The sequence below is a fragment of the Thermodesulfobacteriota bacterium genome (assembly GCA_034189135.1).
Classification (GTDB): domain Bacteria; phylum Desulfobacterota; class Desulfobacteria; order Desulfobacterales; family JAUWMJ01; genus JAUWMJ01.
Genome location: JAXHVO010000098.1, coordinates 32311 through 54041, shown reverse-complemented (window position 1 = coordinate 54041; position 21731 = coordinate 32311). Strand labels below are relative to the sequence as shown.

21 protein-coding genes are annotated in these 21731 nt (G+C 44.6%); 9 read left to right on the top strand and 12 right to left on the bottom strand.

Going from position 1 to position 21731, the window contains the following annotated elements:
• Positions 1-121: 121 nt before the first annotated feature.
• Both SWH54_14705 and tdh read right to left on the bottom strand, forming a co-directional pair.
• The gene (locus tag SWH54_14705) at positions 122-910 is read right to left on the bottom strand and encodes a sugar phosphate isomerase/epimerase family protein (protein MDY6792510.1); all 789 of its coding nucleotides are present in this window, start codon (positions 908-910) and stop codon (positions 122-124) included.
• A gap of 20 nt (positions 911-930) precedes the next feature.
• Positions 931-1956, bottom strand: coding sequence for an L-threonine 3-dehydrogenase (tdh, locus tag SWH54_14700; protein ID MDY6792509.1), 1026 nt, complete (start codon positions 1954-1956; stop codon positions 931-933).
• A 350-nt stretch (positions 1957-2306) separates the two neighbouring features.
• Between tdh and SWH54_14695 the strand changes: the two genes are divergently transcribed.
• The 4 genes from SWH54_14695 to SWH54_14680 all read left to right on the top strand — a co-directional run bounded on the left by SWH54_14695 (position 2307) and on the right by SWH54_14680 (position 7793).
• A complete protein-coding gene (locus SWH54_14695) occupies positions 2307-3746 on the top strand; it encodes an aspartate aminotransferase family protein (protein ID MDY6792508.1) in 1440 nt (479 codons plus the stop codon).
• Positions 3747-3814: 68 nt separating this feature from the next.
• Positions 3815-5188, top strand: a complete 1374-nt coding sequence (locus tag SWH54_14690; protein MDY6792507.1) for a hypothetical protein — start codon at positions 3815-3817, stop codon at positions 5186-5188.
• A gap of 179 nt (positions 5189-5367) precedes the next feature.
• On the top strand, positions 5368-7221 hold the full coding sequence (locus SWH54_14685) for an indolepyruvate ferredoxin oxidoreductase subunit alpha (GenBank protein MDY6792506.1): 1854 nt from the start codon (positions 5368-5370) through the stop codon (positions 7219-7221).
• Positions 7218-7793, top strand: a complete 576-nt coding sequence (locus SWH54_14680) for a 2-oxoacid:acceptor oxidoreductase family protein (GenBank protein ID MDY6792505.1) — start codon at positions 7218-7220, stop codon at positions 7791-7793. The genes SWH54_14685 and SWH54_14680 overlap by 4 nt, the downstream gene beginning before the upstream one ends.
• A gap of 90 nt (positions 7794-7883) precedes the next feature.
• On the opposite strand, the gene SWH54_14675 is transcribed toward SWH54_14680, so the two are convergent.
• The 9 genes from SWH54_14675 to SWH54_14635 all read right to left on the bottom strand — a co-directional run bounded on the left by SWH54_14675 (position 7884) and on the right by SWH54_14635 (position 15407).
• The gene (locus SWH54_14675; GenBank protein MDY6792504.1) at positions 7884-8798 is read right to left on the bottom strand and encodes an MBL fold metallo-hydrolase; all 915 of its coding nucleotides are present in this window, start codon (positions 8796-8798) and stop codon (positions 7884-7886) included.
• 53 nt (positions 8799-8851) lie between these two features.
• A complete protein-coding gene (locus tag SWH54_14670; GenBank protein ID MDY6792503.1) occupies positions 8852-9010 on the bottom strand; it encodes a hypothetical protein in 159 nt (52 codons plus the stop codon).
• A 23-nt stretch (positions 9011-9033) separates the two neighbouring features.
• On the bottom strand, positions 9034-9672 hold the full coding sequence (locus SWH54_14665) for a zinc-ribbon domain-containing protein (protein ID MDY6792502.1): 639 nt from the start codon (positions 9670-9672) through the stop codon (positions 9034-9036).
• Positions 9673-9701: 29 nt separating this feature from the next.
• A complete protein-coding gene (locus SWH54_14660) occupies positions 9702-10871 on the bottom strand; it encodes a PilT/PilU family type 4a pilus ATPase (GenBank protein MDY6792501.1) in 1170 nt (389 codons plus the stop codon).
• A 105-nt stretch (positions 10872-10976) separates the two neighbouring features.
• Positions 10977-12059 carry a type IV pilus twitching motility protein PilT gene (locus SWH54_14655; GenBank protein MDY6792500.1) on the bottom strand — a complete coding sequence of 361 codons (1083 nt, stop codon included), beginning with the start codon at positions 12057-12059 and terminating at the stop codon, positions 10977-10979.
• 41 nt (positions 12060-12100) lie between these two features.
• Positions 12101-12604: a DivIVA domain-containing protein gene (locus tag SWH54_14650; protein MDY6792499.1), complete on the bottom strand. Its 504-nt coding sequence runs from the start codon at positions 12602-12604 to the stop codon at positions 12101-12103.
• Between the two features lie 48 nt (positions 12605-12652).
• Positions 12653-12952: a YggT family protein gene (locus SWH54_14645; protein MDY6792498.1), complete on the bottom strand. Its 300-nt coding sequence runs from the start codon at positions 12950-12952 to the stop codon at positions 12653-12655.
• 118 nt (positions 12953-13070) lie between these two features.
• Positions 13071-13268, bottom strand: a complete 198-nt coding sequence (locus SWH54_14640; GenBank protein ID MDY6792497.1) for a MoaD/ThiS family protein — start codon at positions 13266-13268, stop codon at positions 13071-13073.
• A 3-nt stretch (positions 13269-13271) separates the two neighbouring features.
• Complete coding sequence (locus tag SWH54_14635; GenBank protein MDY6792496.1) at positions 13272-15407, bottom strand: aldehyde ferredoxin oxidoreductase C-terminal domain-containing protein; 2136 nt, start codon at positions 15405-15407, stop codon at positions 13272-13274.
• Positions 15408-15698: 291 nt separating this feature from the next.
• Between SWH54_14635 and proC the strand changes: the two genes are divergently transcribed.
• Together proC and SWH54_14625 are read left to right on the top strand one after the other, a co-directional pair.
• Entirely contained in the window at positions 15699-16541 is an 843-nt protein-coding gene (gene proC / locus SWH54_14630) for a pyrroline-5-carboxylate reductase (GenBank protein MDY6792495.1), read from the top strand.
• 32 nt (positions 16542-16573) lie between these two features.
• Positions 16574-17011, top strand: a complete 438-nt coding sequence (locus SWH54_14625; protein ID MDY6792494.1) for a thioredoxin family protein — start codon at positions 16574-16576, stop codon at positions 17009-17011.
• A gap of 26 nt (positions 17012-17037) precedes the next feature.
• On the opposite strand, the gene SWH54_14620 is transcribed toward SWH54_14625, so the two are convergent.
• The gene (locus SWH54_14620) at positions 17038-17304 is read right to left on the bottom strand and encodes a hypothetical protein (protein MDY6792493.1); all 267 of its coding nucleotides are present in this window, start codon (positions 17302-17304) and stop codon (positions 17038-17040) included.
• A gap of 45 nt (positions 17305-17349) precedes the next feature.
• Between SWH54_14620 and SWH54_14615 the strand changes: the two genes are divergently transcribed.
• From SWH54_14615 to SWH54_14605, 3 genes are all read left to right on the top strand, one after another.
• Positions 17350-18252 carry a ChaN family lipoprotein gene (locus tag SWH54_14615; protein ID MDY6792492.1) on the top strand — a complete coding sequence of 301 codons (903 nt, stop codon included), beginning with the start codon at positions 17350-17352 and terminating at the stop codon, positions 18250-18252.
• 449 nt (positions 18253-18701) lie between these two features.
• Complete coding sequence (locus SWH54_14610; protein ID MDY6792491.1) at positions 18702-20897, top strand: ribonucleoside triphosphate reductase; 2196 nt, start codon at positions 18702-18704, stop codon at positions 20895-20897.
• 22 nt (positions 20898-20919) lie between these two features.
• The gene (locus tag SWH54_14605) at positions 20920-21618 is read left to right on the top strand and encodes an anaerobic ribonucleoside-triphosphate reductase activating protein (GenBank protein MDY6792490.1); all 699 of its coding nucleotides are present in this window, start codon (positions 20920-20922) and stop codon (positions 21616-21618) included.
• Positions 21619-21731 lie beyond the last annotated feature (113 nt).

Sequence of the window (21731 nt, the reverse complement as noted above, 5' to 3'; positions counted from 1 at the left end):
ACTGGAAAGAAAATGGGGCCAAGGCCACGGTTGACCCTTTGTTTCTGATTCCATTCATTTTCTATCACGCAGGCTGACGGATTGTTGTAAGGTGTATAAATTTCCTTGAGAATCAACATCCTTACCACGGCCAGGCTTTTTCAAGAAATTCGAGGCTGGGCCACAGGGCTTTATCCTGGTGTGGCTCAAGGGTAATCACCGGAGGGGTTTTTTTAATTTCTTTTAAGGCGCTGAAAAATGCCTCAAAGTTTATCTTGCCATTTCCCATGGCCAGATGGTCATCAAATTTTCCGTTGTTGTCGTGTAGATGAAGCTGGCCAAGATAGGGCCCAAGTGAGTCAAGCCATCCTTTAAGGGAAGTCCGGCTGAAAGCGTATTGATGGCCGGTGTCCAGGCAAAACCCGACATGCTGGTTTTCCAGATTTTCAAACAGTACACGAATATCCTCCGGTGAGTGCTCATACACATTTTCCAGCATCAACTGCCCGCCTTCGCCTGCGATAAGCGAACCCAACCAGGACCATGTTTGAAGGCTTTTTTCAACCCACTCTTCTTTAAAATAGCCATACCTTTTCCAGTCATAGCCGGCATGGCAGACCACCGTTTTTGGCTTGAAAAGTGGAACCAGTTCAACCAGTTGCTTAAAACGATACCGGGTTAATTCCATCACATCCGGATCCAAAGATCCGGGAGAAAGATCGATAAAGGGCGCATGCAATGTGATGGTCAAACCCTGTCTATGAAGTCGACGGGCAATTTTCTTGAAATCATCTTTAGAAAACTGCTTCAGCGAAATGGCATCAAGTCCTATTTCAGGATTCAGCCTGTTTTTGATAAACAGCTCAATATAGGAATCCCAAAGCATGCTAAAGGGGATATTGACCTGTACTTTTTCTTCAATCCGGCTCATGATACCATAAACCTTCGGGATTAACTCCAGTCAAGTATGACTTTTCCTGATTTACCGGACCTCATTACCTCAAATCCTTTTTCAAACTCCGTGTAATGGAATTGGTGGGTAATTAATGGAGAAATATCAAGTCCGGTTTGAATCATGCTGGTCATTTTATACCAGGTCTCATACATTTCCCTGCCATAGATGCCCTTAATGGTCAGCATGTTAAACACCACTTTGTTCCAGTCAATTTCAGCATTTTCAGGCATGATCCCCAAAAGAGCAACTTTTCCACCATGACACAGGTTATCAATCATTGACTGTAAGGCGGAAGGGTTGCCTGACATTTCCATGGCCACATCAAACCCCTCTTTCATGCCGAGGTCTTTCTGGGCCTGCTCAATTTTCTGTTTTCTAATATCAAGGGTTAAGGTGGCACCCGCCTTTTTAGCTAAATCAAGTCTGTATGGATTGACATCTGTCACCACCACATACCGGGCACCGGCATGTTTGGCGATGGCGGTGGCCATACACCCGATGGGACCGGCACCGGTAATCAGAACATCTTCGCCTAGAACATCAAAGGAAAGCGCCGTGTGCGTCGCATTACCAAGGGGGTCAAAACAGGCAATCACGTCCAGGGGGATTTTTTTATCACAATACCAGACATTGGTGACCGGTATGGCAAGGTATTCGGCAAAGGCACCCGGTCTGTTTACCCCTACCCCTTTTGTGTTCATACATAAGTGACGTCGCCCGGCCAGGCAGTTTCTGCAGCGACCACAAACCAGGTGGCCTTCGCCGGAAACCAGGTCTCCCGGTTTAAAATCGACCACATGGGAACCGACTTTTTCAATTGTTCCCACAAATTCATGCCCGATGTGCATGGGAACGGGGATGGTTTCCTGCGACCATTTGTCCCAGTTATAGATATGGACATCCGTTCCGCAAATTGCCGTTTTAATGATTTTTATCAGCACGTCATTATAACTGATATCAGGGATTGGAACATCCTGAAGCCATAAGCCTTCTTCAGGTTTTGCTTTTACAAGCGCCTTCATTGTTTTCATGTCATATTCACCTGATTATATTATATAAATATTAATATTTCTTTTAAAAATAAGTATAGCATAAATGGCAAAGAAATACTATTTATAAAACAGACACTCCCGGAATAAACAAAAGTTGATTTTTAAATTTCACATGAACCTATACCAGAACAGATGCGAAAGAACTGTTTTTCTCTGTTTGTACTTACTGATAAAAAAGTTTAATCCTAGGCAGTGCTTCTGTATAATAAAAATTTGTTTTGAAATAAACGCAGTTAATGGTATCGTGCCCAAATATAAAAATGATAACCGGCCTGGGATTTGAACTAAAAAAAACAACGGATTATGACTCCAAGGAGAAAATGGTGAAGATTTCAGCAAAGGGAATGACAGAGGAAGAAGTACTTGCACAACTGGAAGTATTCAGGAAAAATGATTTAAAATGGCAGGAAGGCCGGGCATTCGGGTACGTGTTTGATCCCGGCAAGGATGTGATGGCGGTGGGCAAAAAAGCCTACAGCGCCTTTCTTTCCGAAAACGGGCTCGATTTTACCGTATTTCAAAGTTTGCAAAGACTGGAGAAAGACCTTGCGGCTGCGGGAGCACAGCACCTGAGGGGTGATCAAAACGTGGTGGGAAATTTTACCAGCGGCGGTACGGAAAGCATCATCCTGGCCGTGAAAGCAGCCCGGGACTATTATCGTGAAAAAAGACCGGCGGTCAAAAAGCCGGAAATGATATTGCCCACCACCGCCCATGCTGCGTTTCACAAAGCGGCGCATTACCTTGACGTAAAAGTGGTCACGGTCGGGGTAGACCCTCAGACCTTCAAAGTTCATACGGACAAGGTAAAACGGGCCATAACGGAGAACACCATCATGCTGGTGGGTTCCGCGCCGTCCTACGCCCTGGGTATCATCGACCCCATCGCGGAGCTGAGTGACATCGCTCTGGAAAAAGATTTGTGGTTGCACACCGATGCCTGCATGGGCGGTTTTCTGTTGCCCTACTTTAGAAGGCTGGGAGAGCCGGTACCGGATTTTGATTTCAGGCTGCCCGGAGTATCTTCCATCTCTATGGATCTACACAAGTATGCATACTCCCCCAAGGGGGCTTCACTGGTGTTGTACCGGAACAAGGAGCTCCGCAGACATCAGATATTTGCATGCTCCGGCTGGATAGGCTACACGATTATCAACAACGCCGTTCAGAGCAGTAAATCGGGTGGACCCATGGCAGCCGCATGGGCGGTGTTAAATTACCTGGGCGACCAAGGGTACCTGGAAATCGCACGCAAAAAGCTGACGGCTGTTAAAAAGATTGCGGCCGGCATAGAGAAGATTGACGGCATCCGGATTCTGGCCGAGCCACAGATGAGCCTGGTGGCCTTTACTTCTGATACGATCAATGTATTTCATATTATAGATGAAATGAACACCCGCGGGTGGTACATACAGCCGGCTTTGTCCTATGACAATTCCCCGGCTCACATCCACCTGTCCATTACTGCCTCCAACATCGGTTGGGAAGACGAGTTTCTGAGCGACCTTGCAGCGTCTGTTGAAACTGCTGCCGGGCTTCCGGAGGGCAACCTCGTGAAGATGGTCAGAACCGGGCTGGAGGAAGTAGACCTGTCAAATATCTCGGATGCCGATATTAAGGCCCTGCTGGCCATGGCCGGTCTTGAAGGCCAGGGATTGCCCGAACGTATGGCGGATATCAACGGCGTGCTGGATGAACTCCCGGCTGAAGCCCGGGAAAAAATCCTGGTCAGCTACGTCAATGATTTATTTGTGCAATGATTGGGTTCACTGAAATCATTTTATATAACGGTTCAATCACCGTTTACCACTAATTTTTGGAGATCAACATGAACAGCCCGTTTCCATTTGATTCAATGCTGGTATTCGTATTTTTATCCTGCCTGCTGGTGGTGGGAGTTGGCCTACGCGCAAAGGTAGGATTTTTACAGAAGTTCCTTTTCCCCAGTTGCCTGATCGGAGGAGTGTTGGGATTGGTTTTTATCCACACCGGAGTGATAGATATTAAGGTCTCCAACATTGAGACCTTTGCCTATCATTTTTTTAATATCTCTTTTATTTCCGTGGGACTTTCCCGAAACGACGACCCGATTCACCCGGTATCCGGCATGCAGAAGCTCAAAGGACCGGCCTGGATGGCCCTGATACAGGGCCTGACCTTTCCGATGCAGGCCATGGTGGGAGGGCTTTTTGTCATTGCCTTCGGGATTGTCGGGCTTGAGCTGTTTCCCACTTTTGGATTTTTGGTGCCCCTTGGATTCAACGAAGGTCCCGGCCAGGCACTCTCAATCGGCAAGACCTGGGAATTGTTGGGGTTTACCAACGCAGCCACCATCGGGCTTACCTTCGCTGCGGTGGGTTATTTTATCGCCTTTTTCGTGGGGGTCCCTATGGTCAATTTCGGCATTCGCAAAGGTCACGCAACTTGCGGCTCAGGGAAGCTTTCCAGAGATTTTATGATCGGCCTTTTACCGAAAGGCAGCCAAAATGAGACAGCCGGCCGTCTGACGATTCACACCGGCAATGCGGATACCCTTGCGTTCCAGGCAGCCCTGGTGGGAGTGGTCTACGGAATGACCTATGCGTTTATAACAATCCTCGGTACGATGTTTTCGCCTGACGTGGCAACGATCCTGTGGGGGTTTTTCTTTTTTTTCGGATTGGGAATCGCTTTGATCGTAAAATGGCTGATGAAGTTGACCGGTACCGATTACCTGGCCGATCCGGGTATCCAGAGAAGAATTACGGGCTGGTCGGTGGATTATCTTATTGTTGCCACCGTTGCCGCCATTCAACTCCAGGTCATCTGGGATTACATACTGCCCATCGGTCTGATCGCAATCACCAACGGGGTGCTGACAACGCTTCTCGTTTTCCACTTCGGTAAAAAGCTGGATGCCTTCGGGCTGGAGCGTTCGGCGGCCATATTTGGTACGGTAACCGGAACGGTATCCTGTGGTCTGTTACTCCTTCGAATGGTAGATCCTGAATTCAAAACCCCGGTGGCATTTGAGATCGCAGTGATGAATATATTTGTCCTTCCCATTGTCGGCGGGTGCACACTTCTGGTAAATGCGCCGTTGTGGTGGGAATGGAGTGTCGGACTGACAGTGCTTGTTTTTGCCGGTATTCTCTCCGGCTCATTGCTGCTGCTGAAGCTTTTGGGCTTTATGAAAGGATATACCAACCAAACCCCTCGTTAACAACCTGACCGGGCCCCTAAAGCAGCTGAAAAAAGCATGAAGAAATATGCAACCGATTCAACGACACCAGTCCGGCAGTCCCTGAAAAATGATCCTTGGCTTAAAACTATTTTAGTGTTTATCAACTAACTTTATGGTATGGTAGTGATTAAACTTCAACATTTTCCCTGGAAAAGCATATGAAAAAATTAGGTGATATCCTTATCGGTGAAAATTCATTTGAAGAAATTTTAATGGGGAATGAGGCGGTTGTCCGGGCAATGGTGGAAACAGGAACAAAGGTGGTAACATCTTATCCCGGTTCACCCACCCCTGAGATCGCAACCGCCATCCAAAGCATCCCCAGTGATAAACTCCCCTTTTATTTTGAATTTTCAGTCAATGAAAAAGTTGCCACCGAAGTGGCCTTCGGGGCGGCGCTAAACGGTAACCTGTCCTGCGTATTTTTTAAGAGCGTGGGGTTGAATGTGGCCCTTGATACCTTTGTTCAGCTGGGATTGATGAATATCATCGGCGGTATGGTAGTTGTTGTAGGAGATGATCCGGGAGCGAACTCGTCCCAGAATGAGCAGGACAACAGGAATGTCTATAAAATGTCCAGGGTAGCGGTTTTTGAACCAGCTTCCCCAACAGAAGCCTATGCATATTATAAACATGCAGCAGCGCTTGCAGTAAAACAGCAAACCATCGTGGTATTAAGGCTGACCACCCATGTCTGCCATGCAAGACAAAAAATATCATTCGCCAGCTATAAAAATACCACCCCTTATTTAGCGAATTTTAACTCGGAAAATGGTCCATATATCGCCTTGACTACATTGGCGCTGGAGATGAAACGAAAATCAATTAAAAAACTCCATCGATCCAAACAGTATATTAAAGATACCGGTTTAAATAGAGAATTAAACTCGAATAGCCATCGGGGAAAGGGGGTTATTACCTCCGGATTGACCTATTTATCATTACTGGATGTGCTGGAAAAGACCCATTACAAACCGGATATCTTAAAGCTGGGTGCTATTAATCCACTTGCGAAAGACGGTATTCTCTCGTTTTTAAGGGCTCATAACGAGGTTCTGATTCTGGAGGAACTGGATGACATTCTTGAAATTCAGATAAAAGCCCTGGCCTATGATTCCCAACTGAATACCAGATTGATCGGAAAAGCGGATGATGAAGATTATGTGGGTGAGTATACCCCGGATAAAGTAAAGGACAAACTTGCAGCCGTATGGCCGGACATCATAGGCGGTGAAACCGACGCTTTGGTGCCGCCATTTCAAGTCCCTACGAGACCCGCCCAGCTATGCCCCGGTTGCGGCCACAGAAGCGCCTTTTTTGCCATCAAAAAAGCTTTGAAAAAAGAAGATGTTACAGTCGCGGATATCGGCTGTCACACATTGGGATACATGCCGCCTTATAATTTGGGCGAGGTTTTAATGTGCATGGGTGCTTCTTCCGCTATGGCTTCCGGGCTCTCACTGTTTAATGATAACAAAAGGGTGGTGGCTTTTTTAGGCGATTCAACCTTTTTTCACGCCGGTCTGCCGGGATTAATCAATACCATATTTAATAACCACAATATTACTCTGATTATTATGGACAACGGCACCACCGCCATGACCGGGCACCAGGATCATGCGGGCATCAAAATTCCCATCGAGAATCTTTTAAAGGGGTTGGGCATTGAAAATGTCTTTTCATGTGATACATACAGCCAAGCCAAATTAACGGATCTGGTGAAATCATCCATGAAAATCAAAGGCATCAGTGTGGTCATTGCCAGACACCCCTGTATGCTGAAGCTTACAAGGCTTCAACGAAAAAAGCCCGGGTATGTGCAAAAGCATATTGCCATTGACCAGGAAACCTGTGCCAGAACCCATGTCTGTGTGGAGCAGTTCGGCTGCCCGACATTTATGCGACAACCGGATGGGAGTGTTGATATCAATCTTGATCTATGTATCGGGGATGGATCATGCAGGCCCTCGTGTCCGGAACAGGCCATCGGTTTTGATAAAGGAGTAAAATGAAGGCGTTTAATATTTATATCACAGGTGTTGGCGGTCAGGGTATTGGATTGTTAAGCCAGGCTTTGTTACGAGGAATAGATCATGCCGGAATTAATGCCATTGCCGTAGACACCCACGGACTGGCCCAGAGAGGGGGCACCGTGGTTTCAAGGATTCGGTGTGGAGAGCAGGTCCATTCCCCCTTAATCATGAAAAATAGTGCGGATCTTGTTCTGGCTATGGAGGTTCATGAAGCCATGCGGGGACTGGATCTGGCACTAAAAACCGGGGGCACCCTGGTCTATCTGGATGTCTCCTGGCAACCTCTTCCGGTTCGTCTGGATCTTAACAGTGAGATTGCTGCAAATGATATTAAAAATGCATGCAAAACCGTTTTTGTAACCGACATCAAGGTAGATACCCAAGCAGTGGAAGATTCAAGGATGCAGAATATGGCTCTGTTGGGAACGGTGGCAAAGCACAGGCTCATTCCTGGCGTAAAAAAAGAAAATTACGATGATGCACTGGAAGATCTTCTGACAGGGGAAATGTTAACAAAAAACAGGGCCACTTTTAATGCCTACACATCATAAAGAACCGGGTCAACAAGGGCTGGATGGTTTTCATCATGTAGATAGGAAAAATTTTTAAAAACCTACCCTCGGTTTATTTTGCAATTCATATTAACGCTGCTTTTCCATAGATTTAAAATACCCCTCATATCCTTTGATGCTGTTTAGAATAAATCTCCGCTCTCTTTTTTGCACAGATTGACTCATATGGGAAAAACCGGCCAGGAGGGGATCTTCTTTTAAAAGTATGTTAAAGCAGGACGTCCGAAAGTCGTTACTGCTATTTTGAATTTCTCTTCTGATAATTTTTTCCCACCGCAAAAGCTGCTTTCGATGTTTGGTTAGCATTTCCACAGCATTTTCTTTGATCCCATAGTGGCCGTAACATATATTCCGGGGCTTTTTTTCTATGAGGGTATCAATACTGTCAGTAGATATTTCAAGAAAAAATCTGGGGGGAGTTGCCGGGCGCAGATATTCGCTGCCGGAATCAAGGGACAGGAATACCCCCCCGGCTTCACCGGCAAACAGATATTTTTCTGTCAGGTAGCTGACATGGTGGGGGGAATGCCCTGGAGTAAAGACCGGTGTGATAAGGTCAGACTTGAATTCATCGGCCGGTATCAAACGGTTGCAAGAGACCGGTTTAATCGGGCCATAGGCTTTTGCCGTGTCTCCAAGGGTTTTTATTGATCCTTCCCATAAGCGAGAAGGATCGGCCAGGTGCGGAATTCCGCTTTTATGACAGATAACGGGGGATTCAGGGAAAAGTGCGGCAATATTTCCCACACCGCCTGCATGATCGATATGAATATGGGTAAGGAAAATATAATCGAGACGGCTGATTTTAAGCTGTTGTAAAGCGCTTGCCAACGCCTTTGAAGTTACCGAAGGTCCGGGATCGACAATAAATGATGTATTTCCCCTGTACAGCCAGCATCCGATAAAATCATCAAATCCCGGTATCGGCGGAGTAAGGGTGATAAGAAAAAGGTCGTTTGAAACATGGGTAATGTTTGCATCCAACAACTGTACCTGTTAAAGCCTTTGGTCGTTCAATATTTACCAGATTGTCAGGTTTAATCCATACACATAACCGCTTCCAGTTTTTTAATCTCTTGGATAAGGTTTTGCTTTTCTTCATCAGACAGATTTCCAGCGGATAAGCGATTTTTAAGGCTCAAAAGCATCATTTCCTGTCTATATTGGTGGCATGTATATGTTTGTATATTTTCCATGTGCTATCACCGCAAAATAATAGTCACATACGATTTACGGCCTTAAGAGATTCATTGAACACCTGGTAAAACAGCTCATTGTCTGTTAATCCCCGGCTTACGATCTTACCGAAATCATCAATGTTTTTTGAATTTAATATAATGTGGACACTGTACCTGAAGGCCAGCATTCGATCCATGGTGTGAAATCTGGAGCTTATCATTATCACAAAAGTATTTCGACGCACGGACATGGGAAGACGCTCAAGGTATAACATCACCATGTTTGAGTCAGGTTTGTCGGAGTTAAAGGTTTCGTTAATTACAATCAGATCATAAAGATGGTATCGCATCTTTTTTAATGCATCTCTGCCGCTTTCCGCAACAGTGACATGGTATTCCATTATATCAAGCGTGTCGATTACCTTTTTTCTGATATCGGAGTCCTGTTCGCATACAAGGGCGGTATTACCTTCTTCCTCAATAAAATCAAAGGATTTTTCAGCATTACCGGAAGGATCCGGGTAAAATTCTCCACCGGCCGGAGCCCCTTGCTTCTCAGTAGAATCTATGTAAAGAACATTTTTACATTTGGGGCATGGTGTGGATAGGACTTTGCCGTCCGGTATCTTTTCATCAGGTATGGTAAACTTACTTTTGCATTTCTCGCATATGATATCCATAAGAGATGACCGCAAGCCCCCTTTTTTATTTAGTTGTGTGCCTTCCTTGAATAATTCCAGTCCACTTTAGGTTTTTCCATCGTGGTGGATTTACCACGGGCACTATCTATTAGATCAATCCCGCGTCCCACCACTCCCTTACGGGAGGAAAAGGATATGGCCATATCCCGAGTGATAAGCCCCTGCTCATACAAGCCGATGATATGATTGTCGAATGTGGTCATGCCAAAAGCGGTGCCGTCCTTCATAATATTGTAAAAAGTCTTTCCTTCAGACTCGCCATTAAGAATAACATCCTGAACACGCAGGTTTGCCCCCATGACTTCAAACGTTGCGACACGACCGCCGCCAATTTTGGGGAGTAACCGCTGGCTCACAGCCCACCTGACAGAATCGGCAAGACGAATTCTCACTTGGTGCTCCTCTTCAATGTGAAACATACCCAGAATACGATTAATGGTTGATCCGGCATCAATGGTATGAAGGGTGGTCAACACCAGATGCCCTGTCTCAGCAGCGTTCAGTCCGATTTCCACTGTCTCCCTGTCACGCATTTCACCCACCAAAATTACCTTTGGTGCCTGCCTGAGTGCGGCTCTGAGTCCATTGGCATAGGTATCAAAATCGATACCGAGTTCTCTTTGATTGAATGTGGATTTTTTATGGGGATGTTGGTATTCAACAGGATCTTCAAGGGTGACCACATGAACGGATTTATTTTCATTTATTTCATTTAAGATGGCGGCAAGAGAGGTCGTTTTCCCTGATCCGGTGGCACCGGTAATAAAAACAATGCCATTTCTTTCCTGGGCAATCTTGTACATGGCATCCGGAAGGTTCAACTCTTCAATGGTCGGTATTTTAGATTCAAGTTTTCGCAGGACTATGGAGTGATATCCGGACTGGGAAAAAATATTAACCCTGAATCGTGCTTTACCGGGAAGGCTGTATGACAAATCGCATGATCCCTGGGATAAAAGGTTCTCGCTCAGACGGCGATCGTTATTAATCAGGTTAAGTGCAAAAATCTCTGTTTGAAACGGTGTCAGCTCCTTAAAACTGGGTCTCATCTTAACGGCGACCAGTTCTCCGTCACTCTCCACCTGAAAGGACTTTCCAACCGTAAGATTAAGATCGGAAACGCTTTTATGGGCATCAAGCATCCTGGTAAGAATAAGGTCAATTTCCTGTTTTTTCATAATAGATCCTATCGAAGCTTTGCCTCAAACCGTATCGTTTGGGTGCTTTTATCAATGATCTCTAGGGCTCACTTATTCTATCCGCCAGTTTTCAACTATCGAATGCTATACTTCAGTAAAGTCCGCAGGTGGTGCAGTTAACAGCGGTCGGAATTTGGGCTTTTCATTTGCCTTCATATAAGCTTCATCTGCACTGATCCACCCCTTATTATACAGCTCCATTATTGCGTCATCTAAAAGCTGCATCCCGTATTTCTTCCCCGTTTGAATCATGGATGGAATCTGATGGGTTTTTCCTTCTCTAACCAGATTTCGCACAGCTGCATTGGCAATCAGTATTTCAAGTGCCACACAGCGGGCTTTGATATCAATGCGTTTAAAAAGCACCTGGGCGATAATGGCCCTGAGTCCATCGGCTAAGGTGGAACGAATCTGCGCTTGTTCGCTCGAAGGAAAAACTTCGATTGCTCTGTCCACGGTTTTTGGTGCACTGGTGGTATGGAGAGTGCCGAAAACAAGGTGTCCGGTGGATGCCGCTTCTATGGCCAGGGCGATGGTTTCAAGGTCTCTCATTTCTCCAACCAGGATTATGTCGGGATCCTCACGAAGTGCACCACGCAGGGCGGCGGCAAATGTATTTGTATGGATTCCCACTTCGCGGTGATTCACAATACAACTTTGACTCTGGTGAACAAATTCTATGGGGTCTTCGATAGTAATGATATGGTCTTTACGGCTGCGGTTTGCCACATCTATGATTGCCGCCAAGGTTGTGGATTTGCCGCTTCCTGTTGGCCCGGTCACCAGAACCAACCCTCTTGGAAGCGTTGCCAGTTTGGATACGACAGAAGGAAGGCCCAGCTGTTCCACCGTCATGATTGTACTGGGAATTTCCCGGAAAACAGCTCCAATACCATTTTTCTGCATAAAGAAATTGGCGCGATATCTGGCCAGTCCGGGTATCTCGTAACCAAAATCAACATCACCTGATTCTTCAAATATTTTTACTTTCTCTTCAGGTGAAATTTCATAGAGCATACTTCTTAAGTCATCATCATCCAGAACTTTATACTTTACCCGTTCAATATCACCCCTTATTCTAAGGGCAGGGGGTTGTCCTGAAATAAGATGTAGGTCAGATGCGCCCTGTTCATTCATTAATTTAAAAAAAGCATCTATTCTTGCCATTATCAGCTCCGGGGATTAGTAAATTAGTCTAGGCCCTTAACTTACTTTGACTGCTGCAGAAGTTTTAACTTCGAATCTTCTTCATCCGTTGCTCTCATCGCCTCTTTTCCGATCTTCAGCAGTTTGGTATGGGCTTCGATGACAGATCCGATTTGCACTTCGATCTGCATGCGCTGGCGTTTAAGTTCCGAGATATCTTCGTGCAATTGTGAAAGTCTGTTGTGGGCTTTGCTTAAGATTTTTTCCGCTTTAACTTCCGCTTCTGCAACGACCAGCTCCGCCGACTTTCGGGCATTTTCCTTCATCTGTTCCAGAACTTTCTGAGAATTGAGCAAGGCGCGTTTAAACGTATCTTCACGGTTCTTATATCCGTCACTTTCGACTCGAAGCCGCCGGATATCTTCCTTCAGATTTTCGTTTTCCCGCAGCAGAAACGCAAATGCGTCAGCCATCTGTTCCAGAAAGATATCCACTTCCTGGACATCAAAGCCCCTGAATCTGGTTTTAAATTTTTGCTGTTGAATATCAAGAGGTGTAATTTTCATAATTTTTCCCTGTCTTCTGTGATTAATAAATGGGTCGGTTTCTTATGTTTATAGTAAAGATTGTGAAAACCGAACCAGGCTGTTTACCGCAAAATCCCGTAAAAAGTAAATGACCAGAATAACGATAATGGGAGAAAAATCTATCCCGCCGAAATTAATTGGTATTCTTTTTCGCACCTGGTACAAAACAGGTTCTGTGACATTATGAATAAAACGTACGATGGGATTATAGGGATCAGGATTCACCCAGGATAAAACCGCCCGCGCAATAACGATCCACATAAAAAAAAGCAACACAAAGTTAAGAACGTTTGCCACAGCCATTAAAAAATAACCGACAATATACATCTAGATAAAAACCTTACATTCACTTTTTAGAGGTTCATCTTATTTAACCATGTAATTAAATTATATTATTTAACATAAGTCAAGATATTTCGTGCGAAAGCAACAATTGATGAGCAAGCTACCCGCCGGAAATCATCGGGATAAGAAACACGGTTGAATCGTCAGGTACCAGGGTTTTACTAAAATCGGGTCGAGAAATATATTTTTGGTTTATGCGAACAACGACATACTCATATGGATCGTTTATGTCATTTAGCAGATCTGCGATCGTCATATTTTCGTACCAGGGAATGTTTTTTCCTCCCACACTGACCACTGTTTATGCCTCGTGAGATTTGAGCAAATCCAATACCTCGGGAAAATCGATACCCAGACGCTTTACGGTTTCAACACTCGGAATACCGTCTTTGGTCCATCCCCTGCGCTGGTAAACTGAATCTGTTAATTTTTCATACTGTTTTTCGCGTATCTCCCGCAACAGGGCCACTTTTTGTTTGGTGGATTTGTCTGAGATTTCGACCTGGTGTTGCTCCGTCAATTGCTTGTCATACCGCTCCATGCGTGACTCATACTCACCCTCTGTGACCGGTCCCACGGCACGGTATGGAATTTTGTCATGGCTGCGCCGGCCAAAACCCATCTTTAAGTTAAAAATTCGCTGGAAGTTATATACGGCTTCACTCATGGGTATTATATCGTCCGGCTCCGTCGGTCTGCCGGTCACCGCAGCAAAATAGTCTGCATACCACTTCACATGTTTCATCACTTTTGCGGGCTCCGGTGTGTCTTTATTGTCTTCCGGCACAATATCGTTCCACGGAAGCTTGCAAAGGCCGCACAGGCCAAACCACGTACGAAACATGGGAAACCAGTGCAGGGCTTCCGCCTTTTTCTCAAAGGTCGGCATAAAATTATGCACCATGTCAAGAAAGATCAGCCAGGCTTCATCATGCTGCGGGCCTTTCAGGGCAAGGCCATAGCCTCCCTGCTGGGCAAGCGATTCTTTGGTCATATACTCGGAAAACTCAAGCCCCTTGGCTTCCATGCCGATGTCTTCCATTTCAGTTTTATCGGCACCGTAGTCTTTATTGAAAATCCGCTTCATATTACGAATACCCTGGCCGACAATTCGACCAAAACCTTTTCCTTCGGCCATTTGGTGCACCAAAGTGAGAGCTGCCGGTCGATTTCCAAATGAAAGATCCAAACCCCCGGTATGAGACTCATTAATCATACCGGATTCAAAACATTCCATGGCAAAAGCAATTCCGGTTCCCACTGAAATGGTATCAAGGCCGTAGGCGTCGCAATAAAAATTCATTTCGATTACAAAATGCGGATCGAAAATTCCCAGGTTTGATCCACAACCTGCAATGGTTTCGTACTCGGGCCCATCCACAAAGACTTTCTTTCCCTGGTAAGGTCCGGTGAGGGGCACGAAATCTTTAACACCGTGTGAGCATGCCACCGTGCATCCCATCCAACACCCGTCAAACCCCTTGTGAAAAATATGCCGGTACACCTCCTGCCCCAGGTTGATCGCTTGCGGATGCCGACCATATCTGAAATTATTAGTGGGAAGCAGATCATGGTCATTCATAATCGTAACCAGGTGTGTGGTTCCGATTTTAGCCATTTCATTTTGTTTTGGATCCAGTTCCACGATCTCACGGGAATGCATTCTTCCAACTTCTTTTAATGCCGCTTTATCCGACGGATTGTTTGTATCCACGGTTACGGTATCCCATCTTGCCACAATAGCCTTTATTCCCTTATCAGCAAAGACGGTTCCTATTCCGCCGCGTCCTGCCTGCTTATATCTTGTCTGTTTACGCTTTGCGTCGTGCCATGAAAAGTTCAGGCATCCGATAAGGGTGTGTTTTGCTCCGGGCCCGGTGGAAACCACGGAAATATTGCGGGGTTTTTCCTTTCCAAAGTGTTTGGTCAAAATGGATGATGTCTCATAGGCATCTTCAGGCAGTCCGTCGGCCTGTAAAATTTGAATTTTCTCCTCTATGCCGTCTATGAAAATGACCACATTCCCGGAAGTTTTGCCCTGAACTTCCAGCGCATCGAATCCGGCGAATTTAAGATAAGGGCCGAAATATCCCCCCACGTTGGAATCCATCACAGATCCGGTGGTTGGAGAAATGGTGGTGACGATACTTTTCCCTGAACCCGGGTAAACGGGGGTTCCGCCCAGAGGACCGGATGCGATACATATCTCATTTTCCGCTGAATTCCATTTGGTATCCGGCTTAACTGCATTCCACAACAGCCAAAGGTCAAAGCCTTTCCCTCCGATAAACACGTCTTTCATTTTTTTGCCAACCGGCTTAATTGAAACAGCACCATCAGAGATATCAATATGCAGCGTCTGATTTGAATATCCTTTTTCAATGTCCGGTCTTTTATAGTTTGTGGTTTTAACCTCTTTAAATTTTAATTCTGTCATAATTTCACTCCTGCGTTTTGTTTTGAAATAGACGGGTAGTTACTGAATATCATTCCCGGTGAAAAAAGAAAAGGGTTAAAAAATAAAGCTCCTGGTAACGGATCAAGCAGATATGTTTTTGTTTTTACTTGACTAAAAAAAAATCAAACTCTAAGGTGCGGATGATCTTGCAAAAAATCTGATTTCCCCTTCCCGTTCACTGAAACGAGCCTTAGACAAGGAAAGAGGTAATTTTGGCTTCTTGCACCGAAAGATAAAAATTAAATCATAAATTTAAGGAGAATTCAAGACATGCTGAAAGACAAAAAAATAGCCATTATCGGTACTGGAAATATGGGGGAAGCCTTGGTAAGCGGTCTTGTGTCTTCCCAAAAATCAAGTCCTCAGAATATTATCTGTACGGATGTTCGAGAAGACTCTCTGGAGTCCATCAGGGGCAAATACGGGGTTATGACCACCACTGACAACCCGGAGGCGATCAAACAGTCTGAGATTATAATTTATTCCGTGAAACCCCAGATTCTGTCTTCGGTATTAAAAGAAACGGCTTCCTGTCTGGATATGTCCAAACTGGTCATTTCAATTGCTGCGGGTGTTCCCCTGGCAGCCATCGCATCTTGTGTAAATAAAGAACTGCGTCTTGTTCGGGTGATGCCGAATATCGCTGCTTTTGTGAAAGAAGGTGCCACTGCCATTGCTGCAGGGACGCACACCCACAAGGATGATATCAAACTGGCCGAGGCCATCTTCGACTCTGTGGGTAAGAGCGTTTTTATCGAAGAAAATATTCTGATGGATGCCATCACCGGGTTAAGCGGCAGCGGGCCGGCATATATTTTCTTAATTGTCGATGCGCTTGCCGATGCGGGAGTAAAGATGGGTCTTTCCCGAAAAGATGCTCTTTTTCTTTCATCCCAAACCGTTCTGGGAGCGGCCAAACTATTAATGGAAACCAAAGAGCATCCAGGACAATTAAAAGACAGAGTCACCTCACCCGGTGGCACGGCAATTGCAGGCATTCATACTTTAGAAAAGGGCGGACTTCGTACCACCCTCATCAATGCAGTGGAAGCCGCAACCACTCGATCCAAAGAACTGGGCGAAATGATGATGAAAAACTTTAACAAGGATTAAAAAAATAAACTTTTATTTACGAGATATGACATATGAAACAAAAACTGATTGGCTTTGCCATTTCGGCGGTTATTCTGATGGCGTTACTGCCGGATACCTTTGCCTTTTCCAAAAGCATTAAATGGTACTCCCATGATGAAGGAGTGGCCAATGGATATTCGGAAGGGAAAAAAATATATATCAATTTCCATGCCGACTGGTGCGGTCCCTGCAAATATATGGAAAAGAAGACATTTACAAATCCTGCGGTGATTGCGTATCTGAATGAGCATTTTATTTCCATAAAGGTCGATACGGAAAAAGAAACAAAAATATCATATAAGTACGGTGTGACCGCCATCCCGGATAACTGGTTTCTTTTTAAAAACGGCGATAGAATCGGGCGCCGCAAAGGTTATATCCCACCTGATATATTTATAAAAATTCTGAAAGCAATCCAAGAGGACATGGGGGAAAAGAAGCAGGATTAAAACGTTTGACAACGGGCTCAGGTTTTTCAAACAAAATATTTGGAAGCCTGGCGCTTGTATCGTTTGATCAGCCGGATTGAGGTTAACACGAAAACCCATGTGCTCATCAGCATAAGAAGGGAAGGAACCCATATGTGCGCGATATGTTCATCTTTCTCGCATGCCACATACAGTCCTGTGAGGGCAAACAAAAAGACGATAATCATGAAGATCAGGACGATACAGCAGGCAGACAATGAGTCATACCAGGGAACAATCAGTCTCCGATATATCGGTTTTTCATCATAACGCATGTCGGCATCTTACTTGGGTATTAAAAAAAAATCAAGCTAGGGAAAATGATAACCACCCAAAAAATATTTCTTAATCCAAAGTGTTTGGGTCAGCTTGTTTTTTCTATCGTTCTTACCGGCATGATTGCAGGCTGTGCAGTGACTCCAAAGAAACTATTCATTAAAGACCTTAAAAGATCTTTTGAGCAAGGGACCATCATTTCTGCCAAAACCCGGTCACCTGTTCCATTCGATGCACTTTTGGCTGACCTGAACACTGCCCGGGTTGTATTTGTTGGTGAAAAACACACAGACCCGGTCCACCATGAAATTCAGCTGAAGGTAATCAAACAACTTTTTAAAACCAATCCGGGTCTTGCCGTAGGCATGGAAATGTTTGATTACACTTACCAGGATGTGCTGGATCAGTGGTCTGACGGCAAGCTTGACCAAAAAGAATTTGTAGAAAAGACTCACTGGTATGCCAACTGGAGGTATGATTTTGCTTTGTATAAAAATATTCTCGATTTTATACAGGAAAAAAAAATAAGGCTGGTTGGGCTTAATATACCTTTTTATATTCAATCAAGAATCCGCGTGGGCGGTATTAAAAGCCTATCCAGCAATGATAAACAGCACCTCCCCGACAAAATAAATACTTCAAACACAGCGCATCGGAATTATGTTGAATCTGTATATAAACGCCACCCTCATAAAATAAGAAAAAGTTTTGAATATTTTTATGAGGCCCAGTGCGTATGGGAAGAAATTATGGCCCAGTCAATCACCCGTGGTATAAAAAACGACAAGATGATTGTTCTCACCGGAAATGGTCATATCATTCGTAAATTCGGCATTCCCAATCGGGTTTTTTCCAGGATCAAGGCGCCTTTTAAGACCATTTATCCGGCCCCCCAAGGGTCCGAAGTTGAGCTTTCATATGCCGACTACATCTGGGTCACACCTTAACAACCCAACCAAAGGTTGGTCCTAAGATCTTTTTCAATCGACGCGAAGCGCCTACCGAACCTCTCTCTTCTTGTATCATACTGAGACACTTTGGCTCATATTGAGACACTTGAAAAGAATCCATTTTTCCGTTGAATCCGCCCATAGCACACAAAACATCATGTTTTATTCATTAGTTATCTCGATGAGCTCCGTATATTCTGTGGCAATTTCGCCTTTTTGCTAAACCATCACTAGAATCACACCCACTTATTAACACAATATATTGATTTTTCTTATTGACACACTACAATATGTTGTGATAGGAAAAGGCCCGTTTTTAAGTAAACCAAAGTCGCACTAACTTCACCGGGCTGATTTTCAAACAAATGATCCCATAAAAAGCCACTCATTTTAACAATTAAAGTGGCCCAAAATGGAATTCTTTCACAGCAGAGGAGGTCGTACAATTGTTTCAAGAGATTAAAAAACGAGATGAAAGAATCGTAAAATTTGACTCATCCAAGATTACAGCCGCCATTGCCAAGGCTGGAAACGCAACCGGGGAATTTGAGGAAAGAGAAGCCAAAAAGCTGACACTTCGTGCTCTTACTCTGGCCCATGAAACCTGCATGGGTAACATTCTTGAGGTGGAAGAAATTCAGGATGTGGTGGAAAGGGTGCTGCTGGACTCCCCGTTTTACAAAACCGCCAAGGCATATATTTTATACCGGGAACAGCATGCCCAGATAAGAAAAATAGAAACCAAGGCCCATATCGACCTGGTGGAACACTATATTAAAAAGCTGGACTGGAAAATAAAAGAAAACAGCAATATGTGCTATTCGCTCCAGGGGCTTAACAACTATATATCTTCAGATGTAACCACCGAATACTGGCTTGGGCAAATATATCCCCCTGAAATTCGACGTGCACATAAAAAAGGTGATCTTCATGTGCACGATTTAAGTCTCCTTTCCGTATATTGCGTCGGGTGGGACCTGCAGGATTTGCTTAAAAGTGGATTTAAGGGCGTTGAGGGAAAAGTTGAAAGCGCCCCTCCCAAGCACCTCAGATCCGCTTTGGGACAGATCGTTAATTTTTTCTACACCTTGCAGGGTGAAGCGGCGGGTGCTCAGGCTATTTCCAACTTTGACACACTTCTTGCTCCATTTGTACGCCATGATCACCTGACATACAAGGAGGTGAAGCAGGCACTGCAGGAATTTGTTTTTAATATCAATATTCCTACCCGTGTTGGGTTTCAGACCCCTTTTACCAACATCACCATGGACCTTTATGTACCGGTGATTCTCAAGGACAATCCCATAATCATCGGCGGGGTTGAGAAAGAGGAAACCTATGCCGAATTCCAGCGGGAAATGGACATGATCAATAAGGCTTTTGCCGAAGTGATGATGGAAGGGGATGCAAAAGGAAGAGTTTTTACCTTCCCCATTCCCACCTATAATATTACCGCCGACTTTGACTGGGAAAATCCAAACCTTGAAATGATCTGGAAGATGACCGGAAAGTACGGAATTCCTTATTTTTCCAACTTTGTGAATTCAGACATGTCTCCAGACGATGCCAGATCCATGTGCTGCCGTCTCCGCTTGGACAACAGGGAACTTTTAAAAAGAGGCGGCGGGCTTTTTGGGGCAAACCCCCTCACCGGGTCCATCGGTGTGGTCACCATCAACCTTCCGCGAATCGGTTATGTTTCAAAAAATGAAGCAGATTTTTTTAGCCACTTAAAAGAAAAAGTGCTTTTATCCGTTAAAAGCCTTGCCATCAAACGTAAAGTCCTGGAAAAATTTACCGACAAGAACCTTTATCCTTACTCAAAGTTTTATCTAAGAGAAATTAAAAGTAACAGCGGTCTTTACTGGAAAAACCATTTTTCCACTATCGGTATTATCGGCATGAACGAAGCATGCCTCAATTTTCTAGGAACGGATATTACCAGTCCGTCTGGTCAGGCCTTCTCACTTAAGGTGATGGATTTCATGCGTGACATGATTTCACAGCTGCAGGAAGAAACCGGGGACATTTTTAACCTCGAGGCCACACCAGCGGAAGGGACCACCTATCGCCTGGCCCTGCTTGATAAAAAAATGTACCCCAACATTATCTGTGCCAATGAAGATGACTACCAAAAAGGAGGAGCACCGTATTATACCAATTCCACTCAGCTTCCGGTAAACTATACCGACGATATTTTTGAAACCCTTATGCTGCAGGATAATCTGCAGACAAAATATACCGGTGGAACGGTACTGCATATTTTCCTTGGAGAGCTGGTAAGTGACACCACGGCACTCAAAAGACTGATCCAAAAGATTGCCAATAACTACCGGCTTCCCTATTTTACCATATCACCGACTTTCAGTGTATGCCCCACCCATGGTTATCTTAACGGTGAACAGAAAAAGTGTTCTGTCTGCCAGCAGGAAACAGAAGTCTATTCAAGGGTGGTGGGATATTTAAGACCTGTCAAGCAGTGGAATGACGGCAAGCAGGCCGAATTTGGCATGAGGGAGACATTCGATATTAAGCAGGACAATATTGATGAAGATACACCTGCTGCCGTGGACACAACGTGCGCTGTAGCTAAAGATAAACCCTGCGGCTTTAAAGAAAGAGCTGAAGAATTGCGTGCATAACACATGGATGAGATAAGATAAAATGGTATGGGGTGGATTGCAGAAAAATTCGCTGATAGATTTCCCAGGAAAAATAAGCTGCGTCCTGTTTACTTCAGGATGTAATTTTGACTGCCCGTATTGCCATAATCCTGATCTCGCAACCGGCTGTGCAAAGTATCCTCCATTTTCAACGGAGAATGGGGTGTATGACTTTCTTGACAGTCGAAAGGGATTTTTAGACGGTGTGGTCATTTCCGGTGGCGAACCTACTTTGCAAAAAGATCTTGTTTTACTTTGCGAAAAAATAAAGAATATGGGTTACCCGGTAAAAATAGACACCAACGGAAGCAAACCCCGGGTGATAAAGCAGCTTATAGACCACGGGCTTGTCGATTATATTGCCATGGATATCAAAACAGATCCTTTTAATTACTCTCCGTTAATCAAAAAGAACTGTAATCCGGATAACATTATTTCAAGCATTCAACTCATTATGGAAGCAGATTCGCCCTATGAATTCAAAACCACCTGTATCAAACCGATTGTAAATAAAACCGTGATTGAGAATATTTCCCGCCGCATCAAAGGAGCGATGCTGTATGCCCTTCAGCAATTTCAAAATACGGATGTACTCCACCCCGAATTTTTTCAGGAAAACGAAAAATCTTATGACCATGATGAACTTTTGAGTTTTAAATCGATTGCCCAACCATGGGTTCAAACCTGTATTATCAGATGATCGATCAAACATCTTTATTGTTCCATCACCAAAAAAAACTTTACAAAAATCTAATATTTATGTTCAATTATAAACAGCGATTGTATTTTGGAAGCCGGATTGAGCAATAAATT

Coding starts and splice junctions, on each gene's coding strand:
- SWH54_14615 (MDY6792492.1), top strand. CDS start 17,350: ATGATAACCACCCAAAAAATATTTCTTAATCCAAAGTGTTTGGGTCAG.
- SWH54_14620 (MDY6792493.1), bottom strand. CDS start 17,304: ATGCGTTATGATGAAAAACCGATATATCGGAGACTGATTGTTCCCTGG.
- SWH54_14685 (MDY6792506.1), top strand. CDS start 5,368: ATGAAAAAATTAGGTGATATCCTTATCGGTGAAAATTCATTTGAAGAA.
- SWH54_14645 (MDY6792498.1), bottom strand. CDS start 12,952: ATGTATATTGTCGGTTATTTTTTAATGGCTGTGGCAAACGTTCTTAAC.
- SWH54_14680 (MDY6792505.1), top strand. CDS start 7,218: ATGAAGGCGTTTAATATTTATATCACAGGTGTTGGCGGTCAGGGTATT.
- SWH54_14605 (MDY6792490.1), top strand. CDS start 20,920: ATGGTATGGGGTGGATTGCAGAAAAATTCGCTGATAGATTTCCCAGGA.
- SWH54_14625 (MDY6792494.1), top strand. CDS start 16,574: ATGAAACAAAAACTGATTGGCTTTGCCATTTCGGCGGTTATTCTGATG.
- tdh (MDY6792509.1), bottom strand. CDS start 1,956: ATGAAGGCGCTTGTAAAAGCAAAACCTGAAGAAGGCTTATGGCTTCAG.
- proC (MDY6792495.1), top strand. CDS start 15,699: ATGCTGAAAGACAAAAAAATAGCCATTATCGGTACTGGAAATATGGGG.
- SWH54_14655 (MDY6792500.1), bottom strand. CDS start 12,059: ATGGCAAGAATAGATGCTTTTTTTAAATTAATGAATGAACAGGGCGCA.
- SWH54_14705 (MDY6792510.1), bottom strand. CDS start 910: ATGAGCCGGATTGAAGAAAAAGTACAGGTCAATATCCCCTTTAGCATG.
- SWH54_14635 (MDY6792496.1), bottom strand. CDS start 15,407: ATGACAGAATTAAAATTTAAAGAGGTTAAAACCACAAACTATAAAAGA.
- SWH54_14650 (MDY6792499.1), bottom strand. CDS start 12,604: ATGAAAATTACACCTCTTGATATTCAACAGCAAAAATTTAAAACCAGA.
- SWH54_14665 (MDY6792502.1), bottom strand. CDS start 9,672: ATGGATATCATATGCGAGAAATGCAAAAGTAAGTTTACCATACCTGAT.
- SWH54_14695 (MDY6792508.1), top strand. CDS start 2,307: ATGGTGAAGATTTCAGCAAAGGGAATGACAGAGGAAGAAGTACTTGCA.
- SWH54_14690 (MDY6792507.1), top strand. CDS start 3,815: ATGAACAGCCCGTTTCCATTTGATTCAATGCTGGTATTCGTATTTTTA.
- SWH54_14670 (MDY6792503.1), bottom strand. CDS start 9,010: ATGGAAAATATACAAACATATACATGCCACCAATATAGACAGGAAATG.
- SWH54_14660 (MDY6792501.1), bottom strand. CDS start 10,871: ATGAAAAAACAGGAAATTGACCTTATTCTTACCAGGATGCTTGATGCC.